The following is a 24,071-nucleotide window of genomic DNA, read 5'->3' on the forward strand; positions in this document are numbered from 1 at the left end:
CGGCATGCACCGGGCAGCTCGGGGCCTGTGACCGGGGCTTGTCCCTACGGCCCCGCTTCGTACATGACGCGGGTCACGTGGGCAGGCTCACTTCGGGGCGGCGTCGAACGTGACGGGCGTCTCGAAGGCCGCCCGGCGCGTGGCCCGGCGCAGCGCCCTGAGGACCGCCGGGCCGAGGGCGAGCGTCAGGACGACCGTGACGACCGCCCGGCCCAGGTCCCAGCCGAGCGAGGTGGCGACGCAGTACGCGACGAAACGGGCCAGGTTCGCGGCGACCGGCGCGTGCGGGTCGAAGGCCACGTTCGAGGCGAGGGCGCTCATGAAGGGCCAGCCCGCCATGTTCATCACCGTGCCGTAGGCGAACGCGGCGAGGAAGCCGTAGCCGGCGAGCATCGCGAGCTCGGCCCGGCCGCGCAGCCGGTCCGGTCCGGGCAGCAGGCCCGCGCCCATCGCGAACCAGCCCATCGCCAGCATCTGGAACGGCAGCCACGGGCCGACCCCGCCTGTGAGCAGCGCGGACGCGAACATGGTCACCGAGCCGAGGACGAATCCGAAGCCCGGGCCGAGCACCCGGCCGCTCAGCACCATCAGGAAGAACATCGGCTCGATGCCCGCGGTACCGGCGCCGATCGGGCGCAGAGCCGCTCCCGTGGCGGCCAGCACGCCGAGCATCGCGACCGCCTTCGGGCCGAGCCCGGACTCCGAGATCGCCGCGGCCACGACCGCCACCAGCAGCAGCAGCAGGCCAGCGAAGAGCCAGGGCGCGTCCTGGGCGTGCGCGCTGAGCTGCGAGGTGGGCGGGGCGAGGAAGGGCCAGGTGAAACCGGCGACGCCCACGGCGCTGACCAGGGCCAGGGCGGCGAGGGAGCGGGGCCCGAGACGGACGGCCCGGGCCTGCCGCTGAGGGTGCGTGCGGGTGGTCTCCCTCAGACTCATCGGCCGGTCTCCTCCAGGGCCGCGCGGACCTGGGACACCGTGAGCCAGTGCTGGGGCGCCAGGATCTTGGTGACCTGCGGCGCGAAGGACGGCGAGGAGACCACGACGTCCGCCATCGGGCCGTCCGCGATCACCTCGCCCTCGGCCAGCAGCACCACCCGGTGGGCTACCTCGGCGGCGAGTTCCACGTCGTGCGTGGCCAGGACGACGGCGTGCCCTTCGGCGGCCAGTGTGCGCAGCACCGCGACCAGCCGGGCCTTCGCCGCGTAGTCCAGGCCCCGGGTCGGCTCGTCCAGCAGGAGCAGCGGTGGCCGGGCGGTCAGCACGACGGCGAGGGCGAGCGCGAGCCGCTGTCCCTCCGAGAGGTCGCGGGGGTGGCTGCCGTCGGTGACGCCGGGCAGCAGCTCGGTGACCAGGGCCCTGCAGGTGCCGGGTTCCGCGCCCGCGTCCTGGTCGGCCGCCGCGCACTCGGCGGCGACGGTGTCGGCGCAGAGCAGGTCGCGGGGCTCCTGGGGGACCAGGCCGACCTTGCGGACGAGGTCCTTCGGCGCGGTGCGGTGGGGTGTGGCTCCGCCGACGCGGACGGTTCCGGAGCCGGGCTTGACGAGGCCGACCAGAGAGCCGAGGAGGGTGGATTTTCCGGCGCCGTTGCGGCCCATGAGGGCGATGGTCTCGCCGGGGGTGATGGTGAGGTCGATGGTGCGTAGGGCCTGGATGCGGGAGCGGGTGACCGAGAGGGCTTGGATGTGGGCGGCGCCTTCGGGGGTGGGTTGTGGGGGTCGTTCGCGGGTGCGGGTCGAATGTGGTTGATCGCGCAGTTCCCCGCGCCCCTTAGGGGCGGCGTTCTCCAGCTGTCGCTTCAGATCTGCTGCCCTGCGACGGGCGTCGCGGACCGTCAGGGGGAGAGGATCCCAGCCCGCCAGGCGGCCCAGGGCCACCACCGGCGGGTGGACCGGGGACACGGCCATCACCTCGGCCGGGTGTCCCAGGACCGGGGATGCGCCCGGGCCGGGCAGGAGGACGACCTGGTCGGCGTACTGGATGACGCGTTCCAGGCGGTGTTCGGCCATGAGGACCGTCGTGCCGAGGTCGTGCACGAGCCGCTGGAGGACGGCCAGGACCTCCTCGGCGGCAGCCGGGTCGAGCGCGGAGGTCGGCTCGTCCAGGACGAGGACGCTCGGGTGCGGGGTGAGGACCGAGCCGATCGCGACGCGCTGCTGCTGGCCGCCGGAGAGCGTGGCGATCGGCCGGTCGCGCAGGTCGGCGAGGCCCAGCAGGTCGAGCGCCTCCTCGACGCGGCGGCGCATCACGTCCGGGGCGAGGCCCAACGACTCCATGCCGTAGGCGAGTTCGTCCTCGACGGTGTCGGTGACGAAGTGGGAGAGCGGGTCCTGGCCGACCGTGCCCACGACGTCGGCCAGTTCGCGCGGCTTGTGGGTGCGGGTGTCGCGCCCGGCGACCGTGACACGGCCGCGCAGGGTGCCGCCGGTGAAGTGCGGGACGAGTCCGCTGACGGCGCCCAGCACGGTCGACTTGCCGACCCCGGACGGGCCCGCCAGCAGCACGAGTTCGCCTTCCGGGACCTCGAAGTCGATGCCCCGGACGGTGGGTTCGGCGGCCCCGTCGTAGGTCACGGAGACCTCCTCGAAGCGGATCACGACGGCTCCTTGGGATCGGGGGCGACGAACGCGGGCAGCAGCCCGAGCAGTACGGCCGCGGCCGGCCAGAGGGGGAAGGCGGGGGCGACCAGGGGGACCACGCCCGGGTGCAGGGCCGCGGGGTCACGGGCCGCGGCGAGGGCGAGCAGGGCCGCCACCGCGACGCCGGAGGCGACGACCAGCCCGGCGCGCACGTCCCAGCGGTCCGGGCGGTAGCGGGTGCGGAGGGATCGGCGTCCGCCGAGCTGGAGACCCACGAGGGCGGCGGCGAGACCCGCGAGGAGCAGGGGGAAGCCGTAGCCGGCGCCCTCGGCCGTGAGGAGGCCGTACGTTCCCGCGCAGACGCCGAGCAGACCGCCGAGCGTGAGGGCGGCGGTGGTACGGCGTACGGCGGGCGGGACCTGGGCGGTACGGCCGTAGCCGCGGGCGTCCATCGCGGCGGCGAGCGAGACGGAGCGCTCCAGCGCGCCCTCCAGGACCGGGAGACCCACCTGCAGCAGGCCCCTGACGCCCTTGTCCGGGCGGCCGCGCAGACGGCGGGCGGCACGCAGGCGCTGGACGTCGGCGATGAGGTTCGGGGCGAAGGTGAGGGCCACGACGACCGCGACACCCATCTCGTACAGGGCGCCCGGGAGGGACTTGAGCAGGCGGGAGGGGTTGGCGAGGGCGTTCGCGGCGCCGACGCAGATGAGGAGGGTGGCCAGTCTCAGGCCGTCGTACAGGGCGAAGGTGAGGGCTTCCGCGGTCACCTCGCCGCCGAGGCGGATGCCCTGGGCCCAGGCGGGGAGGGGGAGTTCGGGGAGGGTGAGGAGGGCGTGCGTGCCCGGGATGGGGGAGCCGAGGACGGTCGCGAAGAGCAGGCGGATGAGGATCACGGCGAGGGCGAGTTTGACGAAGGCGCCGTAGGAGCGGGACCAGGGGGTGTCGGGGCGGCGGGTGGCCACGACGTAGGCGGAGACCGCGATGAGGAGGGCGAGGAGCAGGGGGTTGGTGGTGCGGGTGGCCGCGGTGCCGAGCGCCAGCGCCCAGAGCCACCAGGCGCCGGGGTGCAGCTGAGCCCGGCCTCGCCGCCGAGGGCCGCTATCCACGCCGCCGTACCTGCCAGAACGCCGCCCCGCCCAGGAGTACCACCACGGCGATGCCCGCCACCAGGCCCAGGGACGGGCCGTCGTCCGACGCGGAGTTCTGCTCCGCCACCGGCTTCCGCTTCTGTTCCTTCTGGGAGACCTGTTCGCCGCAACCCTTCTCCGGATAGCCCGAGATCGCACACAGCAGGGCGTTGGTGTCGTAGCGCAGCGGCTTGGCCACCGCCGCCAGGGCCTCGGCCGTGGTCGCGTCGGGGGAGACCCGGGCGCAGGCCGTGCGGGCGGCGGGCGGGGCTTCGCCCTCGGGGGCGTCCGACGGTGTGCCGAAGTCGATGACCAGGGCCACCCGCTTCCTGCCGTCCTGCGCGGGCGTCTTCGCGCAGACCGTCGCGAAGTCGGCCGTGCCGCGCGGCCGGGCCGCGTTCGCGGAGTCCTCGCTCACCGCGAAGCGGAAGCCCTGGACGTCGCCGTCCGAGGGGCGGGCCAGGGACGGGCCCTGGGTGGCGTAGACCCAGTGACCGGCGTCGCGCTCCCAGAACGACCAGTACCGGTAACCGGCGGCCTGGGCCTGGCCCGCCCCCGCGCACAGCAGGAGCGAGGCCAGGAGCAGGAGAACGGCCCGGCGGATCACAGCTGCTGCTGCTTCTTGCGGCCGGTGAACAGGAACCCGATGCCGATTCCGGCGACGAGGCAGACGCCGACGTACCACCAGACCCCGAAGAAGGAGCCGGAGTCGTCCTTCTCGCCCGGCTTCTCGTCCGAGGACTCGGCCTTCCCGGCGGTCTGCGGGGCCGGGCCCGTCGCGTTGAGCTGCTTGACGAGGTCCGCGCCGCCGAAGTCGCGCGGGTTCGTGCCCGTCGCGTGGGCGGCGAAGACCAGCTGGGCGTAGGCGGCCGGACCGCTCTGCGCGGCCCAGGACGCGGAGTTCTTCTCCAGCCACCGCACGGACTTCTCCGCCTGCGCGGTGCTCCCCTGCGCGGCGAGCGCGACGACCGCGTCGGCGGTGTTGCCGTAGTCGGGCTGGGGCTCGGCACCGGCCAGGGCGGACATCAGGTGGTCGTCGTCCTTGGCGAGGGCGGACGTGAGATACGCCGCTCCGTTGGCCGCGGCCTGCTCGGGCGCTTCGGCCTTCTCGCAGGTCGCGTCGGACTTCTTGCCGGGCTCGACGACCATGCCCTGGCCCAGGGCGCCGAGCACACCGGCCGCCGTGGCGTCCGCGTTGGCGGCGAGCTTGCCCTTCTTGTCCGGCTGGAACGCGAACGCGCCGTCGCCGTCCCCGCCGCAGGGCAGCGCGAGCTTCAGCAGCGCGTCGTAGGGGGACTTGCCGTCCTTCTCGACCTGGTCCGGCTTCTCGCCCGCGGCGGCGAGCGCGCCGATGACGATCGACGTCGAGTTGGTGTCGCTGGCACCGCCGGGCGAGTAGCCCCAGCCGCCGTCCTCGTTCTGGACGGACTTCAGCCAGTCGACGGCCTGGCCGGTGGCGTCGTCGTGCCCGCCGAGGGCGGTGAGGGCCTGCACGGCGGCGGACGTGGCGTTGGTGTCCAGCATCGTCTTGGCGTCGCACGCGGTGGTGGGGTCGGCGCGGTAGGAGGCGAAGCCGCCGTCCTCGCATTGCTGCCGTGTCAGCCACTCCACGGACTTCGCCGCCGGCTTCACCCCCACGGTGTCCTGCGCGAGCAGTGCGAGCGACTGGCGCCAGACACCGTCGAACTTGGGGTCCGTGCCGCCGTACAGGGCGGACGGGAACGCCTGGGAGGGCGACGGGGACGGGTCGGCGGCGGCCGGGGTGGCGGCGCCGATCACTGCGACGGCGGCCAGGACCGTGGCGCTGCGGCGGACGTTCATGATCGGCGGGTGCCTCTCCCTGTGGGGGAGCCGGGCAGCACGGGGCACCCCCGGGCGGCTCGGCCCCGTATACCTCGACGGTGCCGTGTACCGGCGGGCTGCCGGGCACGTGAGCCGGTCATGAACCGTACGAAGCGATCCGGCTCACCGCCGCGGGCGGCGGTTCACGGTTGCGGGTCAGCGCCGGAATTGCACCGGCTTCCCCCCGTACGATGTGATGACGACCCGCATACTGTACCCGCCCGTAGGAATCGGGCCGAGGGGTGCCGGGCGGGCATCGACCCGGCCCACTCACGAGGACGTCGAACTCCCGGGATCCGTAGAGGAGTTGATCCTCTCCAGGGCGCAGAACGGCTAACGTGGGCTCCCCGACCCACACACGCAGGAGCGTCCATGACCGACCAGGTGGAGAACGCCGAGCAGGAGCCGTTCCCCAAGATCGACACCTCGGTGCCGCACTCGGCCCGGATCTGGAACTACTGGCTGGGCGGGAAGGACAACTACGAAGTCGACCGTGTGGCCGGTGACGCGTTCCGTGAGATCTTCCCCGGGATCGAGACCGGCGCCCGCGCCGCCCGCTACTTCCTCGCCCGCGCCGTGCGCCACCTGGCCGCCGAAGAGGGCATCCGCCAGTTCCTGGACATCGGCACCGGCCTGCCCAACGTGGACAACACCCACCAGATCGCCCAGCGGGTGGCCCCGGAGAGCCGGATCGTCTACGTCGACAACGACCCCCTGGTCCTGGCCCACGCCCGCGCGCTGCTCACCAGCACCCCCGAAGGCGTCACCAACTACGTCGACGCCAACCTGCGCGAGCCGGACACGATCGTCCGGGAGGCCGGGAAGACGCTCGACTTCGACCGGCCCGTCGCCCTCATGCTGATGGGCATCCTGGGCCATGTCGAGGACCACGACGAGGCCCGCTCGATCGTGCGGCGGCTGGTGGATGCCCTGCCCCCCGGCAGCTACCTCGTGCAGTACGACTCCACCGACACCAGCGAGGACTACGTCCGCGCCATCCAGCAGTACAACGACGGCGGCTCGATCCCGTACATCCTGCGCAGTCCCGAGCAGATCGCGCGCTACTTCGACGGTCTGGAACTGCTCGAACCGGGAGTGGCCTCCTGCTCGCGCTGGCGTCCAGACGCGGCGGCCCTGGACCTCCCGGCCGAGGTGCACCAGTACGGCGGCGTCGCTCTCAAGCGCTGACCCTCAGGTCTCCTGAAGGATGCGGTGCAGGATGGTCGGAGTCTCGTCCGGCGGCTCGGCTTCGACCACCAGCCGGTTCATGGCGTCCCAGTAGCACTCGATGTCGGCCGGCCGGTCGGGGTAGAGGGCGCCGGTGAGCTGTTCCAGGTAGACCACGTCGGGCAACTGCCCACCGGGCAGCCGCAGAATGGTGACCGGACCGCCCTCCGCGGCGTGGGCGCCGGTGAGGAACGGCAGGATCTGCACCGTGACGTGCGGGAGCCGGCAGATCTCGATGAGATGCCTGAGCTGCTCCCGCATCACGCGGTTGCCGCCCACCGGGCGGCGCAGGGCCGCCTCGTCGATCACGGCCCACAACCGGGTCGCCGGCTGCCGGTGGTGGATCCGCTGGCGGGCCATCCGCAGCGCGACCCGGCGGTCGATCTCCGCCGCACCGGCGTCCGGGTGCGTGAGCCGGACGGCGGCCCGGGCGTAGCCGGCGGTCTGCAGCAGGCCGGGGACGCGCTGGACCCGGAAGCAGCGGATGAGACTCGCCGCCTGCTCCGCCCCGAGATAGGTCTGCATCCAGGCGGGCACGACATCGCTGTAGGAGCGCCACCAGGCGGGGGTGTTGGCCTGCTCGGCCAGCGCCAGCAGGGTGGCCCGCCCGGCCTCGTCCGTGACGCCGTAGAGAGTGAGCAGATCGGCGACGTCACGCAGTTTGAAGCCGTGGCGGCCGGCCTCCATCCGGCTGATCTTGGAGGGGGAGGCGCGGATGACGTGCCCCGCGTCCGCCCGGTTGATGCCCCGTTCCTCCCGCAGCACGCGCAGCCGGGCGCCGAGGGCCAGCCGCGGCACCATGGGCCCGGCACACCCGCTGTCCAGGCCCCCGCTGCCGGTCGTCGTGCGTGCGGCCTCTTCGGTGCCCATGGGCATCTCTCCCGGTGCGAGCGTTGCGTCCGACCATCCTAGGGGGCCGCCGCAACGTCAAGAGCCTTATGCCGCAGGCACGTTCGGGCGCGGGGTGGGTCCGCCGAAGGGAAGGTGGAGGGTCCGTGAAGCGAGCAGCCAGGTCCCGTCGGCCCGGCGGAACGTGTCCTCGTAGTGCCCGATCTGGACCGGCGGTCCGGCCGGGACGACACCACCCTCGTAGCCGTCGACGCGGTAAGTCGTGAAGCAGGAGACCGCCCCGGCCGTGTCCGGCGAGGTCACGGTGACCAGGACGTTGGACATCATGCGGCGGGAGAGCCGGTCTGCCGGGCGGGAGCCGAAGTACGTGCGCAACGCGTCGCGGCCCTCGACCAGCCGCCCGTCATGCGGCCACTGCCAGACGCCGTCCTCGGTGAACAGCCCGGCGACGGACGAGGGTTCGCCGAGGTCGAGCCGGTGGACGAAGTCGAGGATCAGGCGCTCGCAGGCGCGTTCGGCGAGGAGGCGTTCCATGGGGTCCATGGGAGTTTCGTAGCATCCCGGCGGGCCGCCCGGCGACGCGGTTTCACCTCGCGTCGCACGTGCCTGCGCCGTCCTCACGCCGCCACGTACGTCACCGGCTCGCTTCCCGGCACCGCCTCCGCCCGCCCCAGCTTCACCAGGCGCCGCAGATGCGCCTCGGCCTCCGAGACGGCGATGGTGCGGGAGCCGTACGGGATCTTGTCCCAGGGGCGGTTCCACTCCATGCGCTGGGCGAGCTGCCAGGGGGTGAGGGGCTCGGCGAGCAGGGCCAGCAGGCCGGTGAGACGGGACTCGTGGTGGGTGAGCAACTCGCTGACGCGGGCGACGGTGTCGGAGAACGGGTGCTGGTGGGCCGGGAGGACCTCGGCGGGGGCCAGCCGGCCGACGCGCTCCAGGGAGTCGAGGTAGTCGCCCAGGGGGTCGGTGACAGTGGTGTCCTCGGGATCCTCGTAGAGGCCGATGTGCGGGGTGATCTCGGGCAGCAGGTGGTCGCCGGAGAACAGGCGGCCCCGGCCCGGTAGCCGGGACGGGTGGGTCTCCTCCAAGTGGAGGCAGACGTGGCCCGGTGTGTGCCCCGGGGTCCAGATCGCGCGCAGCCGGCGGCCGGGCAGTGCCAGGAGTTCGCCGGGGACGATGTCGCGGTCGGGCAGGGCGGGGGAGAGGCCGGGCAGGGTGCGGGACCGGGCCTCACGCAGGGGCGCGATGTGCTCCTCGGGCGCACCGGCCGCGGCGAGCTTGGCCGCCATGTACGAGAACCAGTGCTCGGGACGGGCCTGGCGGGTCCGCCGTACGACCGCGGTGTCCGCCGCGTGCATCGCGATCCAGGCGCCCGACTCCTCCCGCACCCGGCCGGACAGGCCGTGGTGGTCGGGGTGGTGGTGGGTGATGACCACGCCGTGGATCTCGGCGGCCGAGGTGCCGCAGGCCGTGAGGCCCTGCGCGAGGGTGTCCCAGGACTCCGGGTCGTCCCAGCCGGTGTCGATCAGCACCGGGCCGCGGTCGGTGTCGACGACGTACACCAGCGTGTGGCCGAGCGGGTTGTCCGGGATGGGGACCCGGAGGGACCGGACGCCTCCGCCGTGGTCGGTCACCTGTGTCATGGGCTCCCCTGTCGCCGGCTCCCCGTCACTATAACTAGAACGGGTTCCAAGGGGAGGCTCCCCGTGCTGCGCGGTCCGTGGACTCCTGCGGGCGGGGCTGGTATCAGTGGGCATATCTGATGGATCGTCAGAGAACGCCCCCGGGGAGGCAGTCGGCCATGACCGAGCTCGTGGAACACGGACAGCTGTTCATCGGCGGGGAGTTGACCGACCCCCTGGGCCAGGACGTCATCGAGGTGATCTCGCCGCACACCGAGGAGGTCATCGGCCGCGTCCCGCACGCCTCGACGGCGGACGTCGACCGGGCCGTGGCCGCGGCCCGGCGGGCGTTCGACGAGGGGCCCTGGCCGCGCATGAGCCTCGAGGAGCGGATCGAGGTCGTGGGCCGGATCAAGGACGCCGTCACCGTCCGGCACGACGAGATCGCCCGCGTGATCTCCGCCCAGAACGGCTCGCCGTACTCCTGGAGCGTCCTGGCCCAGGCGCTCGGCGCGGTGATGGTCTGGGACTCGGCGATCACCGTCGCCCGGAACTTCACCCACGAGGAGCGGCGCGACGGGGTGCTCGGCAGGATCCTCGTGCGGCGCGAGCCCGTCGGGGTCGTGGCCGCCGTCGTCCCCTGGAACGTGCCGCAGTTCGTCGCCGCCGCCAAGCTCGCTCCCGCGCTGCTCACCGGCTGCACGGTCGTGCTCAAGCCCTCGCCCGAGTCGCCGCTCGACGCCTATCTGCTCGGCGAGATCGCCCGCGAGGCCGGGCTGCCGGAGGGGGTGCTGTCGATCCTGCCCGCCGACCGGGAGGTGAGCGAGTACCTGGTCGGGCACCCCGGGATCGACAAGGTCTCCTTCACCGGGTCGGTCGCGGCCGGCAAGCGCGTGATGGAGGTGGCCGCGCGCAACCTCACGCGCGTCACGCTCGAACTGGGCGGCAAGTCCGCGGCCGTCGTGCTGCCGGACGCGGACGTCGAGACGGCCGTGGCGGGCATCGCCCCCGCGGCCTGGATGAACAACGGGCAGGCCTGCGTCGCCCAGACCCGCGTCCTCCTGCCGCGCTCCCGCTACGACGAGTTCGCCGACGCCCTCGCGGCCGCGGCGGGCGCCCTCACGGTCGGCGACCCGCTGGACCCGGCCACCCAGGTGGGCCCGCTGGTGGCCCGGCGGCAGCAGCAGCGCAACCTCGACTACATCCGCATCGGGCAGGAGGAGGGGGCCAAGATCCTCACCGGCGGCGGACGCCCGGCCGGCCTCGACCGCGGCTGGTACGTCGAACCGACCCTCTTCGGCGACGTCGACAACTCCATGCGCATCGCCCGCGAGGAGATCTTCGGCCCCGTGATCTGCCTGCTGCCCTACGACGACGAGTCCGACGCCGTGAAGATCGCGAACGACTCCGACTACGGGCTGAGCGGCAGCGTCTGGACCGCGGACGTCGAGCACGGCATCGACATCGCCCGGCAGGTCCGGACGGGCACGTACTCCGTCAACACCTTCAGCCTGGACATGCTGGGCCCCTTCGGCGGCTACAAGAACTCGGGACTGGGGCGGGAATTCGGCCCTGAGGGGTACGGCGAGTACCTGGAGCACAAGATGATCCACCTCCCGGCACAGGTGTAGCGATGGGCGACCGCTGGCACGTCGAGGTCGACCGCTCCCTGTGCATCGGCTCCGCGCAGTGCCTCCACCACGCCCCGGACGGCTTCCGTCTGGACACCGCCCGCCAGTCCCATCCGGCCGCCCCGGACATGGACGCGAACGAGCGGGTGCTGGAGGCGGCGGAGAGCTGTCCGACGGAGGCGATCACGATCACCCTGGGGGGCGGCGGCGAGGTGGTGTTCCCGCCGGAGGAGTAGCGCCCGAAAAGTTCCCCTTCGGGGGTTTCATTCCTGCGGCGGAGTTCTATCCTGGAAGCAGGCCTACGAGACGAGTGAGGGAGTCCGACCGGAGTGGCCGACGTCGGCAGGAGGCTGCAGTCTCCGCCGGTGCCGACTGAGACGGTAGGGCTGAGAGGCCAGAAGGGAGCCGGGCCGAAAACCGGCACCCGGAGGCGACCCCCATCACCTGATCCGGACCATACCGGCGAAGGGAACCCGTCTCGTAGGTCCTTCGTGTGTCAGGGGGCCGGCGCGGTCAGGTCGATCAGGCGGCACACCGTCTCGATGTCGATCTTCACCTGGGCGATGGAGGCACGGCCCGACAGCCAGGTGATCAGCGCCGAGTGCCAGGTGTGCTCGATGACCCGGACCGCCGAGAGCTGCTCCGGAGTGGGGTTCTCCTGGCCCATCGCGTCCAGGATGATCGCCGTCGTCTGCCGGGAGACCTGGTCGACCTCCGGGCTCACACTGCGGTCGGCGAACGTCAGCGCGCGCACCATCGCATCCGCCAGATGCGGCTCGCGCTGCAGCGCCCGGAAGGCCCGCATCAGCGTCTCCGCGACCCGTTCGGCCGCCGTCTCGCCCTGCGGCGGCTTCTTCCGCAGCGTGCCGTGCATGTGCTCCAGCTGGTCCTGCATCGTGGCGACCAGCAGGTGGACCTTGGAAGGGAAGTAGCGGTACAGCGTGCCGAGCGCCACCTGGGAGGACTCCGCCACCTCGCGCATCTGCACGGCGTCGAAGCCGCCCCGGCTGGCCAGCTGCGCGCTCGCGTGCAGGATGCGGCGGCGGCGGGCCTCCTGCCGCTCCGTGAGGGGCGGGGAGGCGGGGGCCGCCGCTCCGGCTTCCACCTTGGCCGGCTTGTTCACCTTGGTGCTCACCTTGGCTTCCGCGGGCATGTGTCGGTCCCGTTCCGTGACCGTCCGTGAGAACGGGTGATCACACAGCATGGCACGCGCCGGCCGTGGCGTGAATCACCTGATCCACTGCTCACAGTGCCCTTACCTGCCGGTAGATTCAGAGCCTCCGGACGATCAAGTCTGAAACTTGTTCTAGATTAGCGTCCCGGCGTAATCTCGCGGGACAGTGCAGGGAGAAGGGGGCCCAGAGTGACCGCTGAGGCCAGGGAGGCCGGGGCTCCGGAGGGCCCCGCTGCCGACGGCTTGCGACCGCTCGATATCGCGCTCCTCACCTACAAAGGGAACCCGTTCTGCGGCGGGCAGGGCGTCTACGTCCGGCACCTCTCGCGCGAGCTGGCCCGCCTCGGCCACCGGGTCGAGGTCATCGGCGCCCAGCCGTACCCGGTCCTCGACGAGGGCTACGACGGGCTGAGCCTCACCGAGCTGCCCAGCCTCGACCTGTACCGCCAGCCGGATCCTTTCCGCACGCCCGGGCGCGGCGAGTACCGCGACTGGACCGACGCGCTGGAAGTCGCGACGATGTGGACGGGCGGCTTCCCGGAACCGCTGACGTTCTCGCTGCGCGCCCGCCGCCATCTGCGCGCCCGACGCGGCGAGTTCGACGTCGTGCACGACAACCAGACCCTCGGCTACGGCCTGCTGGGAGACGTCGGCGCGCCCCTGGTGACGACGATCCACCACCCCATCACCGTCGACCGGCAGTTGGAGCTGGACGCAGCGGAGGGCTGGAGGCGGCGCTGCTCGGTGCGGCGCTGGTACGCCTTCACGCGCATGCAGAAGCGCGTCGCGCGCCGGCTGCCGTCCGTGCTCACCGTGTCCGGCACGTCGCAGCAGGAGATCATCGAGCATCTCGGTGTCCGGCGCGACCGCATCCACGTCGTCCACATCGGCGCCGACACCGATCTGTTCTCGCCCGATCCCTCGGTGCCGGTCGTGCCGGGCCGGATCGTGACGACGTCCAGCGCGGACGTGCCGCTGAAGGGCCTGGTGCATCTCGTCGAGGCGCTGGCCAAGGTGCGGACGGAGCACCCCGGCGCCCACCTCGTCGTCGTCGGCAAGCGGCCCACCGAAGGGCCGGTCGCCCAGGCGATGGAGCGGTACGGCCTCGCCGGTGCCGTCGAGTTCGTCAAGGGCATCTCCGACGCGGAACTCGTCGACCTCGTGCGCTCGGCCCAGGTCGCGTGCGTGCCGTCGCTCTACGAGGGGTTCTCGCTGCCTGCCGCCGAGGCCATGGCCACGGGCACGCCCCTGCTCGCGACGACCGGTGGCGCCATACCCGAGGTCGCCGGCCGTGACGGGGAGACGTGCCTGGCGGTACCGCCAGGCGACGCGGACGCGCTGGCCGCGGGTCTGGGCCGCCTGCTGGCCGACGCGGACCTGCGCGCCCGCCTCGGCACGGCCGGACGCGAACGGGTGCTACGGCACTTCACCTGGGCCAGGGCCGCGGAGGGCACGGTGGCCCGCTACCGCGAGGCGATCGCCCGGTCCGCCGCCACCGACCACTCCGCACCGGGGGTTTCCCGCCGTTCCGCGCCGGAGACCTCCGGTCGCTCCGCGACGGGTGTTGTCGACCGCTCCGCGTCCCGGTCTCCGAGCCGATCCGCGGCCTCGACGGAGGCAGGCTCCGCCGCCGAGGCGGGTGCCGGCCCGGCGGCGTCGGCGGAGGCCGGTGCTGCGGCTGCCGCAGGGGCCGGAGGCGTCGCTCCGGCGGGTGCCGGGGCCGTGGCTCCGGCCGGTGCCGGGGGCGTGACTCCGGCGGGGGCCGTGTCCGCGGCTCCCACAGATGTAGAAGGCGTCAACTCCGAAAGCAGGGCCACGTGCTGACCGTCGACTTCTCCCGGTTCCCGCTGGCGCCGGGTGACCGTGTGCTGGATCTCGGCTGTGGGGCCGGGCGGCACGCGTTCGAGTGTTACCGGCGCGGCGCGCAGGTCGTGGCGCTGGACCAGAACGCCGAGGAGATCCGCGAGGTCGCGAAGTGGTTCGCGGCGATGAAGGAGGCCGGCGAGGCCCCCGAGGGCGCCACCGCCACGGCCATGGAGGGCGACGCCCTCGCGCTGCCCTTCCCCGACGAGTCCTTCGACGTCGTGATCATCTCCGAGGTGATGGAGCACATCCCGGACGACAAGGGCGTCCTCGGGGAGATGGTGCGGGTGCTGAAGCCCGGCGGGCGCATCGCCGTCACCGTCCCGCGCTACGGCCCCGAGAAGGTCTGCTGGAGCCTCTCCGACGCCTACCACGAGGTCGAGGGCGGCCACATCCGCATCTACCGGGCGGACGAACTGCTCGCGAAGATCCGCGAGGCCGGCCTGAAGCCGTACGGCACGCACCACGCCCACGCCCTGCACTCGCCCTACTGGTGGCTCAAGTGCGCGTTCGGCGTCGACAACGACAAGGCGCTGCCGGTACGGGCGTACCACAAGCTGCTCGTCTGGGACATCATGAAGAAGCCGCTGGCCACCCGGGTCGCCGAGCAGGCGCTGAACCCGCTGATCGGCAAGAGCTTCGTGGCGTACGCGACCAAGCCGCACCTGCCGCGCCTGGCCGACAACGGGGCGGACGCCACGTGACCACTCCCCGGACGGAACATCTGGTCCTGCCCGGGGTCCTCACCGCGGGGGAGGCCGCCGCGACCGTCGCCGGCATCCTCGCCGTGCAGCGCGAGGACGGGGCGATCCCCTGGTTCCGGGGACACCACCTCGACCCGTGGGACCACGTCGAGGCCGCCATGGCCCTCGACACGGCCGGCGAGCACGAGGCCGCCGAGCGGGCCTACCTGTGGCTGGCCCGGCACCAGAACGAGGACGGCTCCTGGTACGCCGCCTACACCGACGGCGAGCCCGACGCGGTCACCGACCGGGGCCGCGAGACCAACTTCGTCGCCTACATAGCCGTCGGCGTCTGGCACCACCACCTCGCCACCGGCGACGACGCGTTCCTGGACCGGATGTGGCCGGCGGTGTACGCGGCGGTGGAGTTCGTGCTGCGCCTCCAGCAGCCCGGCGGCCAGATCGGCTGGCGGCGCGACGACGACGGTACGGAGACGACGGACGCCCTGCTCACGGGAAGCTCCTCCGTCCACCACGCGCTGCGCTGCGCACTGGCGATCGCCGAGCAGCGGGAAGAGCCGCAACCGGACTGGGAGTTGGCGGCGGGTGCGCTGCGGCACGCCATACGCCACCACCCCGAGCGGTTCCTCGACAAGGACCGCTACTCGATGGACTGGTACTACCCCGTGCTCGGCGGTGCGCTGACCGGCGCGGAGGCCAAGGCCCGTATCGAGGAGGGCTGGGACCGGTTCGTCGTCCCCGGGCTCGGGGTGCGGTGTGTGATTCCCAACCCCTGGGTGACCGGCGGCGAGTCCGCCGAACTCGCGCTCGCGCTGTGGGCGATGGGGGAATCGGACCGCGCCCTGGAGATCCTGCAGTCGATCCAGCACCTGCGCGACCCGGAGAGCGGGCTGTACTGGACCGGGTACGTCTTCGACGACGACGCGGTCTGGCCCCGGGAGTTGACCACGTGGACCGCGGGGTCGTTGTTGCTGGCCGTGGCCGCGCTGGGGGGTCACGAGGCCACGTGCCAGGTGTTCGGTGGTGCGGACTTGCCTGTCGGGCTCGAGTCGGACTGCTGCGCCTGAGAACTCGGGGGATTGCTGCCGGGTGGCGGGGCGCGGGTCGTGTGTGGTTGATCGCGCCCACGCGGCGGAGCCGCATGTCGAACACAGCCCCGCGCCCCTGAGGTCGAAGCCCTGAAGGCTTTCTCAGTGCCGGTGTGCTCGGTTGGCGATGGCGTGCCCGACGAACAGGTACACCACCGCTGCCAGCCCGTAGCCGCAGACCACTCGGGCCCACGCCTCGTCGAACGTGAACAGGTCGTGCGACCAGCCCGCGAGCCAGCGGGCCGCGTCGTGGATGAACTGGACGAACGAGTTGCCGGGGTTGGCGTCCAGCAGGTACATCAGGATCCAGAGACCCAGGATGAAGGCCATGATGTCGGCCACGACCGCCACGATCGTGCCGGCTTGATTCGCACCGTTGCGATATCGAGGGGACATACCTTCCGGATTGCCCTTGGACTCCGGATGAAACCCGGGAATTCGCTCAGGAGTTCAACTCCGCGAGGACGCGCAGGGTATGAGGGTCGGGGCTGAGCACGAGAAGGTCCGTCACCGGGCCCTTGCGCCACGACTCCAGCCGCTGTGCGATCCGTTCGCGCGGGCCGACCAGGGAGATCTCGTCGGCGAAGGCGTCGGGGACCGCCAGGACGGCCTCCTGCCGGCGGCCGGAGAGGAACAGCTCCTGGATACGGCGGGCCTCGGCCTCGTAGCCCATGCGTGCCATCAGGTCGGCGTGGAAGTTGCGGGCCGCGTGGCCCATGCCGCCGATGTAGAAGCCGAGCATCGCCTTGACGGGCAGCAGGCCCTCGGCGACGTCGTCGCAGACCCGGACCTGTGCCATCGGCGCGACCAGGAACCCCTCGGGCAGCTCGGCCACGGCCGGGCCGTAGACCTCCGGCCGGGTCGGCGACCAGTACAGCGGCAGCCAGCCGTCGGCGATCCGGGTCGTCTGGGCGACGTTCTTCGGGCCCTCCGCGCCGAGCAGGATCGGCAGGTCCGCGCGGAGCGGGTGCGTGATCGGCTTGAGGGGTTTGCCGAGACCCGTGGCGTCCGGGCCCCGGTAGGGGTGGGAGTGGAAGCGGCCCGCCAGTTCCACGGGTGCCTCGCGGCGCAGCACCTGCCGCAGGACGTCGACGTACTCGCGGGTGGCGGTGAGCGGCGAGGCGGGGAACGGGCGGCCGTACCAGCCCTCGACGACCTGCGGGCCGGAGAGCCCGAGACCCAGCATCATGCGGCCGCCGGAGAGGTGGTCCAGGGTGAGGGCGTGCATCGCGGTCGTGGCCGGCGGGCGGGCCGCCATCTGCGCGACCGCGGTGCCGAGCCGGATCCGGGACGTGTGCGCCGCGATCCAGGTGAGCGGGGTGAACGCGTCCGAGCCCCAGGACTCCGCCGTCCAGACGGAGTCGTAACCGAGCCGCTCGGCCTCCTGCGCGAGGGGCACATGGCCGGGCGAGGGGCCGCGGCCCCAGTAGCCGAGCGCGAGACCGAGCCGCATCGCAACTCCTTGACGGTCCGTCAGTTCGGGCGGGACGCCGACTGTACGACAACGGCCCCCCGCCCGGAAGGGCGAGGGGCCGTGCGTCGCTGCGGGGCTCAGCCGCGCTGGATGCCCGACGTGTCCTGCAGGACACCGCGGCGGCCGTCCTGCGTCTGGGCGACCAGAGCCGCTCCGCGCTGCTCGACGGCCAGGTACCAGGTACCCGGGGCGAGTTCGGCGATCGGCGTGGGCGAACCGTCCTCCGCGAACAGCGGCCGCGGCACCGGCACCGCGAACCAGAACGGCGAGAAGTCCCCGGCCGGCGGCTGCGGCGCCTGGGCCTGCGCCTGCTGGGGCTGCGGCTGTCCGCCGTACGGCTGCCCCGGCTGCGGCTGGCCGTAGCCGCCGGGCTGCTGCGCGCCCGGGTAGCCGTAACCACCGGGAGGCTGGGCGCCGTAGGGCTGCGGGGCGGCCGGACGGGGGGCCGGCAGGAGGGCGCCCTTGAGGGCCGGGACGAGGGGGGTGGCGACGGCGGCGGCGGCCAGCAGCAGCGTGGCGACGAGGGCGAGGATCATGCCGATGCCGGGGCTCGGGGCACCGTCGCTCGCGTTGTCGCCGATGTTGTCGAAGCCGCCGGGCACGTCGAAGATGTTGCCGAGCGCGCTCCACGCGGCGAACACCGTGAAGGCGGCGCCGAACTGCCCGAGCTCGATCCCCGCGACCTTCGGGGCCTGCGGCAGGCCGCGGGAGACGACGACGAGCGCGGCGCCGATGATCCCGGCCAGCACGACGCTGAACACGACCGGGCCGCTGCCCCACAGCATGGGGAGGTCGACGTTGTCGGGGACACTGTCGAACGAGTAGAGGTCGAGGAACGACGCGATCAACAGCAATACCGCTGCTCCGATCACCACGCCGTCGCCTCGAGTGAGGGAGCGGATATTCACTTCAGGTCCTTCGTAGGTCGTCTCATCGTCGGTAGAGGCGTCGCTGTCACCATGCCGCCGTCCGGACTCGGTGTGAAGCGCGGGGGTGGCCCCTCATCGTAAGGAGGACCCTATCGTCCGCCCGATCAGGGTGTCCGCCGGGTTCTGCCGGTCCGGGACTACCCGCGCAGGAAACTCACGATTCCCTCAGAGATCCCTCGCGCCGCCTTCTGTCGCCACGCGCCGCTGGTGAGCAACGCCGCGTCCTTGCTATCGCGCATGTTGCCGCACTCGATGAACACCTTGGGAACCGTTGACAGATTGAGACCGCCCAGGTCCTTACGCGTGACGAGACCGGAGCCGTCACCGACGTAGTTGGAGGGCGCGCTGCCGGTGACGGCCACGAAGCGCCCCGCGATGTGGTCGCCGAGGTCGCGGGAGGGGGCGACGATCGCCCGGGTGTCCGCGGCGCCCGCGTGGACGGCGCCGGGCAGGATCACGTGGAAGCCGCGGTTGCCCGCGCCCGAGCCGTCCGCGTGGACCGAGACCACGGCATCGGCCTTCGCCTCGTTGCCGATCCGGGCCCGCTCGTCCACGCACGGCCCGTACGGCCGGTCGCCGTCCTGCGTCAGCTTCACCGTGGCGCCCTGCTCCTGAAGGAGCGTGCGCATCCGGTGCGCCACGTCCAGCGTGAACTCGGCCTCGATGTAACCGTCGTTGGTGGATGTGCCCGTGGTGTCGCACTCCTTGCGGTTCGTCCCGATGTCCACCGTGCGGTTGATCTCGGACGCGTGCCGGAAGTTGCCCGGGTTGTGCCCCGGGTCGATGACGACGACCTTGCCCTTGAGCGGGCCGGAGGCGGCGGGCGCGGAGGCCGAGGGCGTTTCCGTGGGCTTCGGGGAGGCGCTCGGCTCCTTGGCGTCGTCGGAGGGCGCGCTCGACGCGGCGGGCGGGGAGGACCGTACGGTCGCCCGCCCCGAACCCCCGTCGTCCCCCGGGCCGCCGACCGTCTCGTACACCAGCCAGCCGAGCAGCGCCCCCGGCACCAGCGCGGCGAGCGCGACGGTCAGGGGGCCGCGGCGGGGGCGGCGGGGCTGGGGAGGTTCGAAGTCCGGGCCTGCGTACGACACGTCTGCCACCCTAGCCGCCGCCCGCTGGGGAGGTGGGCAGTGGACGGCCCGATCGGGTGGCGGCTACGCCCCGTTCCCGTCGCCGTCCCCGTGCCGTACCGCCTCCTTCACCCGCGCCTCGATCTCCTGGCGCGGTGTGTCCTCCTGCCTCGCGTACCCGGTCACCGCAGCCTGGACGTCCCGGGCGAGATCACGCCAGGCGCGCCAGGCCGTCTCCCAGGTGGTGGTCTGCTGGTCGCTCCACTTGGTCTGGGTGGGCGGGCCGTACGCGTCCTGGAGGTGACGCACGCGGGCGTACGCATCGTCCGCCGCGCGTTGCTTCTCCACGAGCTCTCCGAAGGTGTGTGCCACGCGCCCGGATCCTTGGGCAGTGCCGGTCGCCCGCCGACTCGCCACGCCGCCCGTGGGCCGACCGTGCGGGGGTGCGGGGGGTGCAGTTCACCCGCCCAGCCGCCGCGGGGCGTGGCAGCGCGTCAGACGCCCGGCCCCGTGCGCCGCAGGACCCGCAGCGAGTCCGTCGCCGAGACCTCCGTGAACGCGCCGGAGGCGAGCGCCCGGAGGTAGATCCGGTAGGGGGCCTGGCCGGTGAACTCGTCCTGCGGGTCGGGGAAGACGTCGTGGATGAGCAGCAGGCCGCCCTCGGCGACGTGCGGGGCCCAGCCCTCGTAGTCGGCGGTGGCGTGCTCGTCGGTGTGGCCGCCGTCGATGAAGACGAACCCCAGCGGCGTCCGCCAGAACGCGGCGATCCGCGGGGAACGCCCGACCAGCGCCACCACGTGCTCCTCCAGACCCGCCCGGTGGAGCGTGCGGCGGAACGTGGGCAGCGTGTCCATCAGGCCGATCTCCGGGTCGACCGTCTCCGGGTCGTGGTACTCCCAGCCCGGCTGCTGCTCCTCGCTCCCGCGGTGGTGGTCGACGGTGAGCGCGCTGACCCCGGCCTCGCGGGCCGCGTCGGCGAGCAGGATCGTGGACCGGCCGCAGTAGGTGCCGACCTCCAGCAGTGGCAGCCCGAGCCGCCCGGCCTCCACGGCCGCCGCGTACAACGCCAGCCCCTCGCCGGCGGGCATGAACCCCTTCGCCGCCTCGAAGGCGGCCAGGATCTCGGGCTTCGGGGCCGCGTGCATGGGGTTCCTCTCGGTCGTACGGCGGTCAGCGCGCCCATCGTGCCGTATCCCCTGCCACGGGGGACGACAGGGGATACCGGTGAGCAGGAGGGGCGGGCGGGGTCAGGCGGAGACCGTCTCACCCGGCAGCGACAGGTCCAGGTCGACCGGGCGCTCGTCGCCCGCGTGGGCCGCGGACGAGGCGAGCGGGCCGTGACCCGTGGCCCGGGCGGCCACGACGTAGGAGCCCTGGGCCGGGACGGTGAGCGCGTAGCTGCCGTCCTCGGCGGAGAGCGTCGCACCGGCCCGGCGGCCGCGGCGGTCGATCAGCGTGACCCTGGCGCGGGCGACCGGGGAGCCGTCGGCGCCCAGCACCCGGCCGCGGAAGCCGCGCAGGACCTCCTCGGCACGCTCCAGCGCCGCGTCCTCCTCGCTGCTCGCCCGCAACTGCGGCTTGTCCGACGGCCGTCGGCCCGGCAGGAACAGCGCCAGGAGCAGGCCCACGGCGACCGCGCCCGTCGCGATCAGGAAGGAGACCCGGAAGCCGTGCATGGTCGGGATCTCGACGCCGCCGACGTTGTTCGCGGTGTTCGCCAGCACCATGCCGATCACGGCGCTCGACACCGAGGTGCCGATGGACCGCATCAGGGTGTTGAGTCCGTTCGCCGCACCCGTCTCCGACGCCGGGACCGCGCCCACGATCAGCGCGGGCAGCGAGGAGTAGGCGAGGCCGATGCCCGCGCCCAGGAGGACCGAGATGACCAGGCTCTGCCAGGCGGCGCTCATCAGGCCGAGGCCGGCGCCGTAGCCGATCGCGATGATCAGCAGGCCGAGGATCAGGGTGAACTTGGGACCGTACTTCGCGGACAGCCGGGCGTAGACGGGCGCCGTGAACATCATCGTCAGGCCGAGCGGCGCGACGAGCAGACCCGCGACGACCATCGACTGCCCGAGGCCGTAGCCGGTGGACTCCGGCAGCTGGAGCAGCTGGGGCAGGACCAGGGAGACGACGTAGAAGGAGACGCCGACCATGATCGAGGCGAGGTTGGTGAAGAGGACGGCCGGGCGGGCCGTGGTGCGCAGGTCGACCAGCGGGGCCTTCACGCGCAGTTCCATCACGCCCCACAGCACGAGCACGACCGCCGAGGCGGCGAACAGGCCGAGCGTGGTGCCGGAGGCCCAGCCCCAGTCGCTGCCCTTGGTGATCGGCAGCAGGAACAGGACGAGCCCGGCGGACAGGCCGAGCGCGCCCGGCAGGTCGAAGGAGCCCTCGGCGCGCATCGGGGACTCCGGTACGACGAGGAGGGTGAGGGCGATGGCGAGCACGCCGAGGCCCGCGGCGCCGTAGTAGAGGGCGTGCCAGTCGCTGTGCTGGGCGACCAGGGCTGCGGCGGGCAGGGCGAGGCCGCCGCCGACGCCTATGGAGGAGCTCATCAGGGCCATCGCCGAGCCGAGCTTCTCGCGGGGCAGCATGTCGCGCATCAGGCCGATGCCGAGCGGGATCGCGCCCATCGCGAAGCCCTGGAGCGTACGACCGGTGATCATGAGCAGCAGATCGCTGGTGAGCGCGCTGACCAGGGCGCCGACGACCATCACGGCCAGGCTCAGGATCAGCATGCGGCGCTTGCCGTAGAGGTCGCCGAGGCGGCCCATGATGGGGGTGGCGACCGCGCCCGAGAGGAGGGTCGAGGTGAGGACCCAGGTGGCGTTGCTGGGGGAGGTGTCCAGCAGTTGCGGCAGATCCTTGATCACCGGGACGAGCAGGGTCTGCATCACCGCGACAACGATGCCCGCGAAGGCGAGCACCGGGACCACGGCCCCGCTCGCTCTGCCGGCCGGGCGGTCTGTTGTCGTCTGCGTCATGGAAGGGGGCCTCCAGGCCGGGGAGCGTCGGCTTACGTGGACTCTGAACCTTGTATGTCCAGGCAACTATTCCATTGCTTTGGCACCCTAACGAAAACTTGACCCTTCCTTGGGATCGCAGGAGTCCTAGGCCCCGGGACCGAGGCCCGGCCCGGCGAAATCCCGATGCAAGGGGTGCAAGGCGGTTGAGAGCATGACACCCATGCTCGAATCCGCCGACGCCGCCCCCGCCCCCATATCCCGACTGTCCCGGCTGCGTCCGCGCGGGGCGCCGCCGATGTGGCTCGTGGTGGCGCTCACGTGCGCCGGGCAGTTCCTCGTCGTGCTGGACGTGTCCGTCGTCAACGTGGCGCTGCCGTCGATGCGGACCGGGCTGGGACTCGGCGAGCAGGGTCTGCAATGGGTCGTGAACGCCTACTCCATCGCCTTCGCCGGGTTCATGCTGCTCGGCGGGCGCGCCGGGGACCTCTACGGCCGCAAGCGCATGTTCCTCGTCGGGCTCGGCCTGTTCACCCTCGCCTCGGCCGCCGGCGGACTGGCGCAGGACGACTGGCAGCTGCTGGCGGCGCGGGCCGTACAGGGGCTGGGCGCGGCGGTGCTGGCGCCCTCGACGCTGACGATCCTCACGGCGTCGGTGCCGGAGGGCGCCGCCCGGGCGCGGGCCATCGGGACGTGGACGGCGGTCGGCGCCGGCGGTGGCGCTGCGGGTGGTCTGGTCGGCGGGCTGCTGGTGGAGACCCTGTCGTGGCGCTGGGTGCTGCTGATCAACGTGCCCGTCGGGGCCGTGGTGCTGTGCGCCGCCGCCTGGTTCCTCACCGAGGGCCGGGCCGGGGACGGCCGGCGCCTCGACCTGCCGGGCGCGCTGCTCGTGACGGCCGGGCTGGCCACGCTGGCCTACGGCATCTCCCAGACGGAGGCGGAGGGCTGGACGGCGCCGGCCACCCTGCTGCCGCTGCTCGCCGGGCTGGTCCTGCTCGGGGCGTTCCTCGCGGTCGAGGCCCGTACCGTGAGCCCGCTGATGCCGCTCGGCCTCCTGCGCGTCCGGTCGGTCTCCTCCGCGAACGTCTCGATGCTCCTGTGCGGCTCCGCGATGTTCGCCATGTGGTTCTTCATGACCCTCTACGCGCAGAACGTCCTCGGTTACACCCCGCTCGAGGCGGGCCTCGCCCTGGTCCCGAGCTCCCTCGCCGTCATCCTCGGCTCCAAGCTCGCACCCCGCCTGATGCGGCCGGTCGGCCCGCGCAACGTCGCGGCGCTGGGCACCCTGGTCGCCGTGGCCGGTTTCGCCTGGCAGTCCACGATGACCCCCGACGGCTCCTACGCCACGGCCATCCTCTTCCCCGGCATCCTCATGATGCTGGGCGCGGGCCTGGCGGCGACCCCCCTCGCCTCCCTGGCCACCTCCGGCACGGCCCCCGAAGAGGCGGGCCTGGTCTCCGGTCTGGTCAACACGTCCCGCACGATGGGCGGTTCCCTGGGGCTGGCCGTCCTGTCCACCCTGGCGGCGGCCGAGTCGTCGGGCCGTACGACCCCGCAGGCCCTGACGGACGGCTACGCACTCGCGTTCCGCGTGGGGGCCGGGGTGCTGACGGCCGGCGTCGTGCTGATGTGGGTGTGGCTGCCGCGGCGGGCGGGCGAACAGCAGGGTGCCTGAAAACCACGGGCGGCGTGGCCCGCAACAGGGGCGTGACGGCCCTCCCCGGGTGCGCCGCCGCTGTTGCGCGCTCCGGGGCCGCAGTGGTCCGTCGGCGCGGCCCGCGCGCTTCCCCACGGGCGGTGGAGCGCCTCCCGACCCGCCGAGAAAGCTGCTCTGACCTGGCCTTTCTCGGGGTCCAGGCCTACCGTTGGCGGTCGCGGAAGGGGGCCGGACGGACCGGAACACACGCCCTGTCGACGACGTGCAACAGGGAA

Annotated in this window: 23 protein-coding genes and 1 riboswitch; of the genes, 7 read left to right on the forward strand and 16 right to left on the reverse strand. The window is 72.7% G+C overall.

Annotated features, from left to right (window positions below):
- Positions 1-87: 87 nt before the first annotated feature.
- Genes ACFU3E_RS13115 through ACFU3E_RS13135 form a run of 5 tightly spaced genes read right to left on the reverse strand, consistent with a single transcriptional unit; the run spans position 88 to position 5,524 of the window.
- Positions 88-936 (reverse strand): ECF transporter S component, encoded by an 849-nt coding sequence (locus ACFU3E_RS13115; RefSeq protein WP_384155852.1) that lies wholly within the window; start codon positions 934-936, stop codon positions 88-90.
- Positions 933-2,594, reverse strand: a complete 1,662-nt coding sequence (locus ACFU3E_RS13120) for an ABC transporter ATP-binding protein (RefSeq protein ID WP_384155855.1) — start codon at positions 2,592-2,594, stop codon at positions 933-935. Before ACFU3E_RS13120 ends, ACFU3E_RS13115 begins: the two co-directional genes overlap by 4 nt.
- Positions 2,591-3,682, reverse strand: a complete 1,092-nt coding sequence (locus ACFU3E_RS13125; protein WP_384155857.1) for an energy-coupling factor transporter transmembrane component T — start codon at positions 3,680-3,682, stop codon at positions 2,591-2,593. Before ACFU3E_RS13125 ends, ACFU3E_RS13120 begins: the two co-directional genes overlap by 4 nt.
- Complete coding sequence (locus ACFU3E_RS13130; protein WP_384155860.1) at positions 3,675-4,310, reverse strand: SCO2322 family protein; 636 nt, start codon at positions 4,308-4,310, stop codon at positions 3,675-3,677. The genes ACFU3E_RS13125 and ACFU3E_RS13130 overlap by 8 nt, the downstream gene beginning before the upstream one ends.
- Positions 4,307-5,524, reverse strand: a complete 1,218-nt coding sequence (locus tag ACFU3E_RS13135; protein ID WP_384155864.1) for a prenyltransferase/squalene oxidase repeat-containing protein — start codon at positions 5,522-5,524, stop codon at positions 4,307-4,309. The genes ACFU3E_RS13130 and ACFU3E_RS13135 overlap by 4 nt, the downstream gene beginning before the upstream one ends.
- Positions 5,525-5,660: 136 nt before the next feature.
- Positions 5,661-5,728, reverse strand: a riboswitch (cobalamin riboswitch).
- Between the two features lie 189 nt (positions 5,729-5,917).
- Between ACFU3E_RS13135 and ACFU3E_RS13140 the strand changes: the two genes are divergently transcribed.
- Entirely contained in the window at positions 5,918-6,733 is an 816-nt protein-coding gene (locus ACFU3E_RS13140) for an SAM-dependent methyltransferase (RefSeq protein ID WP_384155867.1), read from the forward strand.
- Between the two features lie 3 nt (positions 6,734-6,736).
- On the opposite strand, the gene ACFU3E_RS13145 is transcribed toward ACFU3E_RS13140, so the two are convergent.
- The 3 genes from ACFU3E_RS13145 to ACFU3E_RS13155 form a co-directional block, all read right to left on the reverse strand.
- Positions 6,737-7,642, reverse strand: coding sequence for a helix-turn-helix domain-containing protein (locus tag ACFU3E_RS13145; protein WP_384155870.1), 906 nt, complete (start codon positions 7,640-7,642; stop codon positions 6,737-6,739).
- A 66-nt stretch (positions 7,643-7,708) separates the two neighbouring features.
- The gene (locus ACFU3E_RS13150) at positions 7,709-8,164 is read right to left on the reverse strand and encodes a nuclear transport factor 2 family protein (RefSeq protein ID WP_384155873.1); all 456 of its coding nucleotides are present in this window, start codon (positions 8,162-8,164) and stop codon (positions 7,709-7,711) included.
- Between the two features lie 74 nt (positions 8,165-8,238).
- Complete coding sequence (locus ACFU3E_RS13155) at positions 8,239-9,264, reverse strand: MBL fold metallo-hydrolase (protein WP_384155876.1); 1,026 nt, start codon at positions 9,262-9,264, stop codon at positions 8,239-8,241.
- A gap of 158 nt (positions 9,265-9,422) precedes the next feature.
- Between ACFU3E_RS13155 and ACFU3E_RS13160 the strand changes: the two genes are divergently transcribed.
- Together ACFU3E_RS13160 and ACFU3E_RS13165 are read left to right on the forward strand one after the other, a co-directional pair.
- Entirely contained in the window at positions 9,423-10,874 is a 1,452-nt protein-coding gene (locus ACFU3E_RS13160; RefSeq protein ID WP_384155879.1) for an aldehyde dehydrogenase, read from the forward strand.
- Positions 10,875-10,876: 2 nt separating this feature from the next.
- Positions 10,877-11,110, forward strand: coding sequence for a ferredoxin (locus ACFU3E_RS13165; protein ID WP_384155881.1), 234 nt, complete (start codon positions 10,877-10,879; stop codon positions 11,108-11,110).
- A 260-nt stretch (positions 11,111-11,370) separates the two neighbouring features.
- Here the strand turns inward: ACFU3E_RS13165 and ACFU3E_RS13170 are convergent, their stop codons facing one another.
- On the reverse strand, positions 11,371-12,027 hold the full coding sequence (locus ACFU3E_RS13170) for a TetR family transcriptional regulator (protein ID WP_384155883.1): 657 nt from the start codon (positions 12,025-12,027) through the stop codon (positions 11,371-11,373).
- 210 nt (positions 12,028-12,237) lie between these two features.
- Here ACFU3E_RS13170 and ACFU3E_RS13175 point away from each other — a divergent pair, with 210 nt between their 5' ends.
- From ACFU3E_RS13175 to ACFU3E_RS13185, 3 genes are read left to right on the forward strand one after another with little or no spacing between them, the layout of a single operon-like run.
- Positions 12,238-13,872, forward strand: a complete 1,635-nt coding sequence (locus ACFU3E_RS13175) for a glycosyltransferase family 4 protein (protein WP_384155885.1) — start codon at positions 12,238-12,240, stop codon at positions 13,870-13,872.
- On the forward strand, positions 13,866-14,615 hold the full coding sequence (locus ACFU3E_RS13180) for a class I SAM-dependent methyltransferase (RefSeq protein WP_384155887.1): 750 nt from the start codon (positions 13,866-13,868) through the stop codon (positions 14,613-14,615). Before ACFU3E_RS13175 ends, ACFU3E_RS13180 begins: the two co-directional genes overlap by 7 nt.
- Entirely contained in the window at positions 14,612-15,682 is a 1,071-nt protein-coding gene (locus ACFU3E_RS13185) for a prenyltransferase (protein ID WP_384155890.1), read from the forward strand. Before ACFU3E_RS13180 ends, ACFU3E_RS13185 begins: the two co-directional genes overlap by 4 nt.
- A 123-nt stretch (positions 15,683-15,805) precedes the next feature.
- On the opposite strand, the gene ACFU3E_RS13190 is transcribed toward ACFU3E_RS13185, so the two are convergent.
- The 7 genes from ACFU3E_RS13190 to ACFU3E_RS13220 all read right to left on the reverse strand — a co-directional run bounded on the left by ACFU3E_RS13190 (position 15,806) and on the right by ACFU3E_RS13220 (position 22,160).
- A complete protein-coding gene (locus ACFU3E_RS13190; RefSeq protein WP_384155892.1) occupies positions 15,806-16,099 on the reverse strand; it encodes a hypothetical protein in 294 nt (97 codons plus the stop codon).
- Between the two features lie 46 nt (positions 16,100-16,145).
- A complete protein-coding gene (locus tag ACFU3E_RS13195; RefSeq protein ID WP_384155896.1) occupies positions 16,146-17,156 on the reverse strand; it encodes an LLM class F420-dependent oxidoreductase in 1,011 nt (336 codons plus the stop codon).
- Positions 17,157-17,254: 98 nt separating this feature from the next.
- Positions 17,255-18,085: a hypothetical protein gene (locus ACFU3E_RS13200; RefSeq protein WP_384155898.1), complete on the reverse strand. Its 831-nt coding sequence runs from the start codon at positions 18,083-18,085 to the stop codon at positions 17,255-17,257.
- Between the two features lie 158 nt (positions 18,086-18,243).
- Complete coding sequence (locus ACFU3E_RS13205) at positions 18,244-19,194, reverse strand: N-acetylmuramoyl-L-alanine amidase (protein ID WP_384155901.1); 951 nt, start codon at positions 19,192-19,194, stop codon at positions 18,244-18,246.
- Positions 19,195-19,257: 63 nt separating this feature from the next.
- Positions 19,258-19,545 carry a hypothetical protein gene (locus tag ACFU3E_RS13210; RefSeq protein WP_384155904.1) on the reverse strand — a complete coding sequence of 96 codons (288 nt, stop codon included), beginning with the start codon at positions 19,543-19,545 and terminating at the stop codon, positions 19,258-19,260.
- A 122-nt stretch (positions 19,546-19,667) separates the two neighbouring features.
- Entirely contained in the window at positions 19,668-20,318 is a 651-nt protein-coding gene (locus tag ACFU3E_RS13215) for a class I SAM-dependent methyltransferase (RefSeq protein WP_384155907.1), read from the reverse strand.
- 102 nt (positions 20,319-20,420) lie between these two features.
- Positions 20,421-22,160, reverse strand: a complete 1,740-nt coding sequence (locus ACFU3E_RS13220; RefSeq protein WP_384155910.1) for an MFS transporter — start codon at positions 22,158-22,160, stop codon at positions 20,421-20,423.
- 193 nt (positions 22,161-22,353) lie between these two features.
- Between ACFU3E_RS13220 and ACFU3E_RS13225 the strand changes: the two genes are divergently transcribed.
- Positions 22,354-23,814, forward strand: coding sequence for an MFS transporter (locus tag ACFU3E_RS13225; RefSeq protein ID WP_384155913.1), 1,461 nt, complete (start codon positions 22,354-22,356; stop codon positions 23,812-23,814).
- Positions 23,815-24,071 lie beyond the last annotated feature (257 nt).

This window comes from Streptomyces sp. NPDC057424 (assembly GCF_042803315.1).
In the GTDB taxonomy this organism is placed as follows: domain Bacteria; phylum Actinomycetota; class Actinomycetes; order Streptomycetales; family Streptomycetaceae; genus Streptomyces.

What these genes read in the sequence shown, in the direction of transcription:
- ACFU3E_RS13115 (WP_384155852.1), bottom strand. Translation starts at nt 936, where the DNA reads ATGAGTCTGAGGGAGACCACCCGCACGCACCCTCAGCGGCAGGCCCGG.
- ACFU3E_RS13135 (WP_384155864.1), bottom strand. Translation starts at nt 5,524, where the DNA reads ATGAACGTCCGCCGCAGCGCCACGGTCCTGGCCGCCGTCGCAGTGATC.
- ACFU3E_RS13140 (WP_384155867.1), top strand. Translation starts at nt 5,918, where the DNA reads ATGACCGACCAGGTGGAGAACGCCGAGCAGGAGCCGTTCCCCAAGATC.
- ACFU3E_RS13145 (WP_384155870.1), bottom strand. Translation starts at nt 7,642, where the DNA reads ATGGGCACCGAAGAGGCCGCACGCACGACGACCGGCAGCGGGGGCCTG.
- ACFU3E_RS13150 (WP_384155873.1), bottom strand. Translation starts at nt 8,164, where the DNA reads ATGGACCCCATGGAACGCCTCCTCGCCGAACGCGCCTGCGAGCGCCTG.
- ACFU3E_RS13155 (WP_384155876.1), bottom strand. Translation starts at nt 9,264, where the DNA reads ATGACACAGGTGACCGACCACGGCGGAGGCGTCCGGTCCCTCCGGGTC.
- ACFU3E_RS13160 (WP_384155879.1), top strand. Translation starts at nt 9,423, where the DNA reads ATGACCGAGCTCGTGGAACACGGACAGCTGTTCATCGGCGGGGAGTTG.
- ACFU3E_RS13165 (WP_384155881.1), top strand. Translation starts at nt 10,877, where the DNA reads ATGGGCGACCGCTGGCACGTCGAGGTCGACCGCTCCCTGTGCATCGGC.
- ACFU3E_RS13170 (WP_384155883.1), bottom strand. Translation starts at nt 12,027, where the DNA reads ATGCCCGCGGAAGCCAAGGTGAGCACCAAGGTGAACAAGCCGGCCAAG.
- ACFU3E_RS13190 (WP_384155892.1), bottom strand. Translation starts at nt 16,099, where the DNA reads ATGTCCCCTCGATATCGCAACGGTGCGAATCAAGCCGGCACGATCGTG.
- ACFU3E_RS13195 (WP_384155896.1), bottom strand. Translation starts at nt 17,156, where the DNA reads ATGCGGCTCGGTCTCGCGCTCGGCTACTGGGGCCGCGGCCCCTCGCCC.
- ACFU3E_RS13215 (WP_384155907.1), bottom strand. Translation starts at nt 20,318, where the DNA reads ATGCACGCGGCCCCGAAGCCCGAGATCCTGGCCGCCTTCGAGGCGGCG.
- ACFU3E_RS13220 (WP_384155910.1), bottom strand. Translation starts at nt 22,160, where the DNA reads ATGACGCAGACGACAACAGACCGCCCGGCCGGCAGAGCGAGCGGGGCC.
- ACFU3E_RS13225 (WP_384155913.1), top strand. Translation starts at nt 22,354, where the DNA reads ATGACACCCATGCTCGAATCCGCCGACGCCGCCCCCGCCCCCATATCC.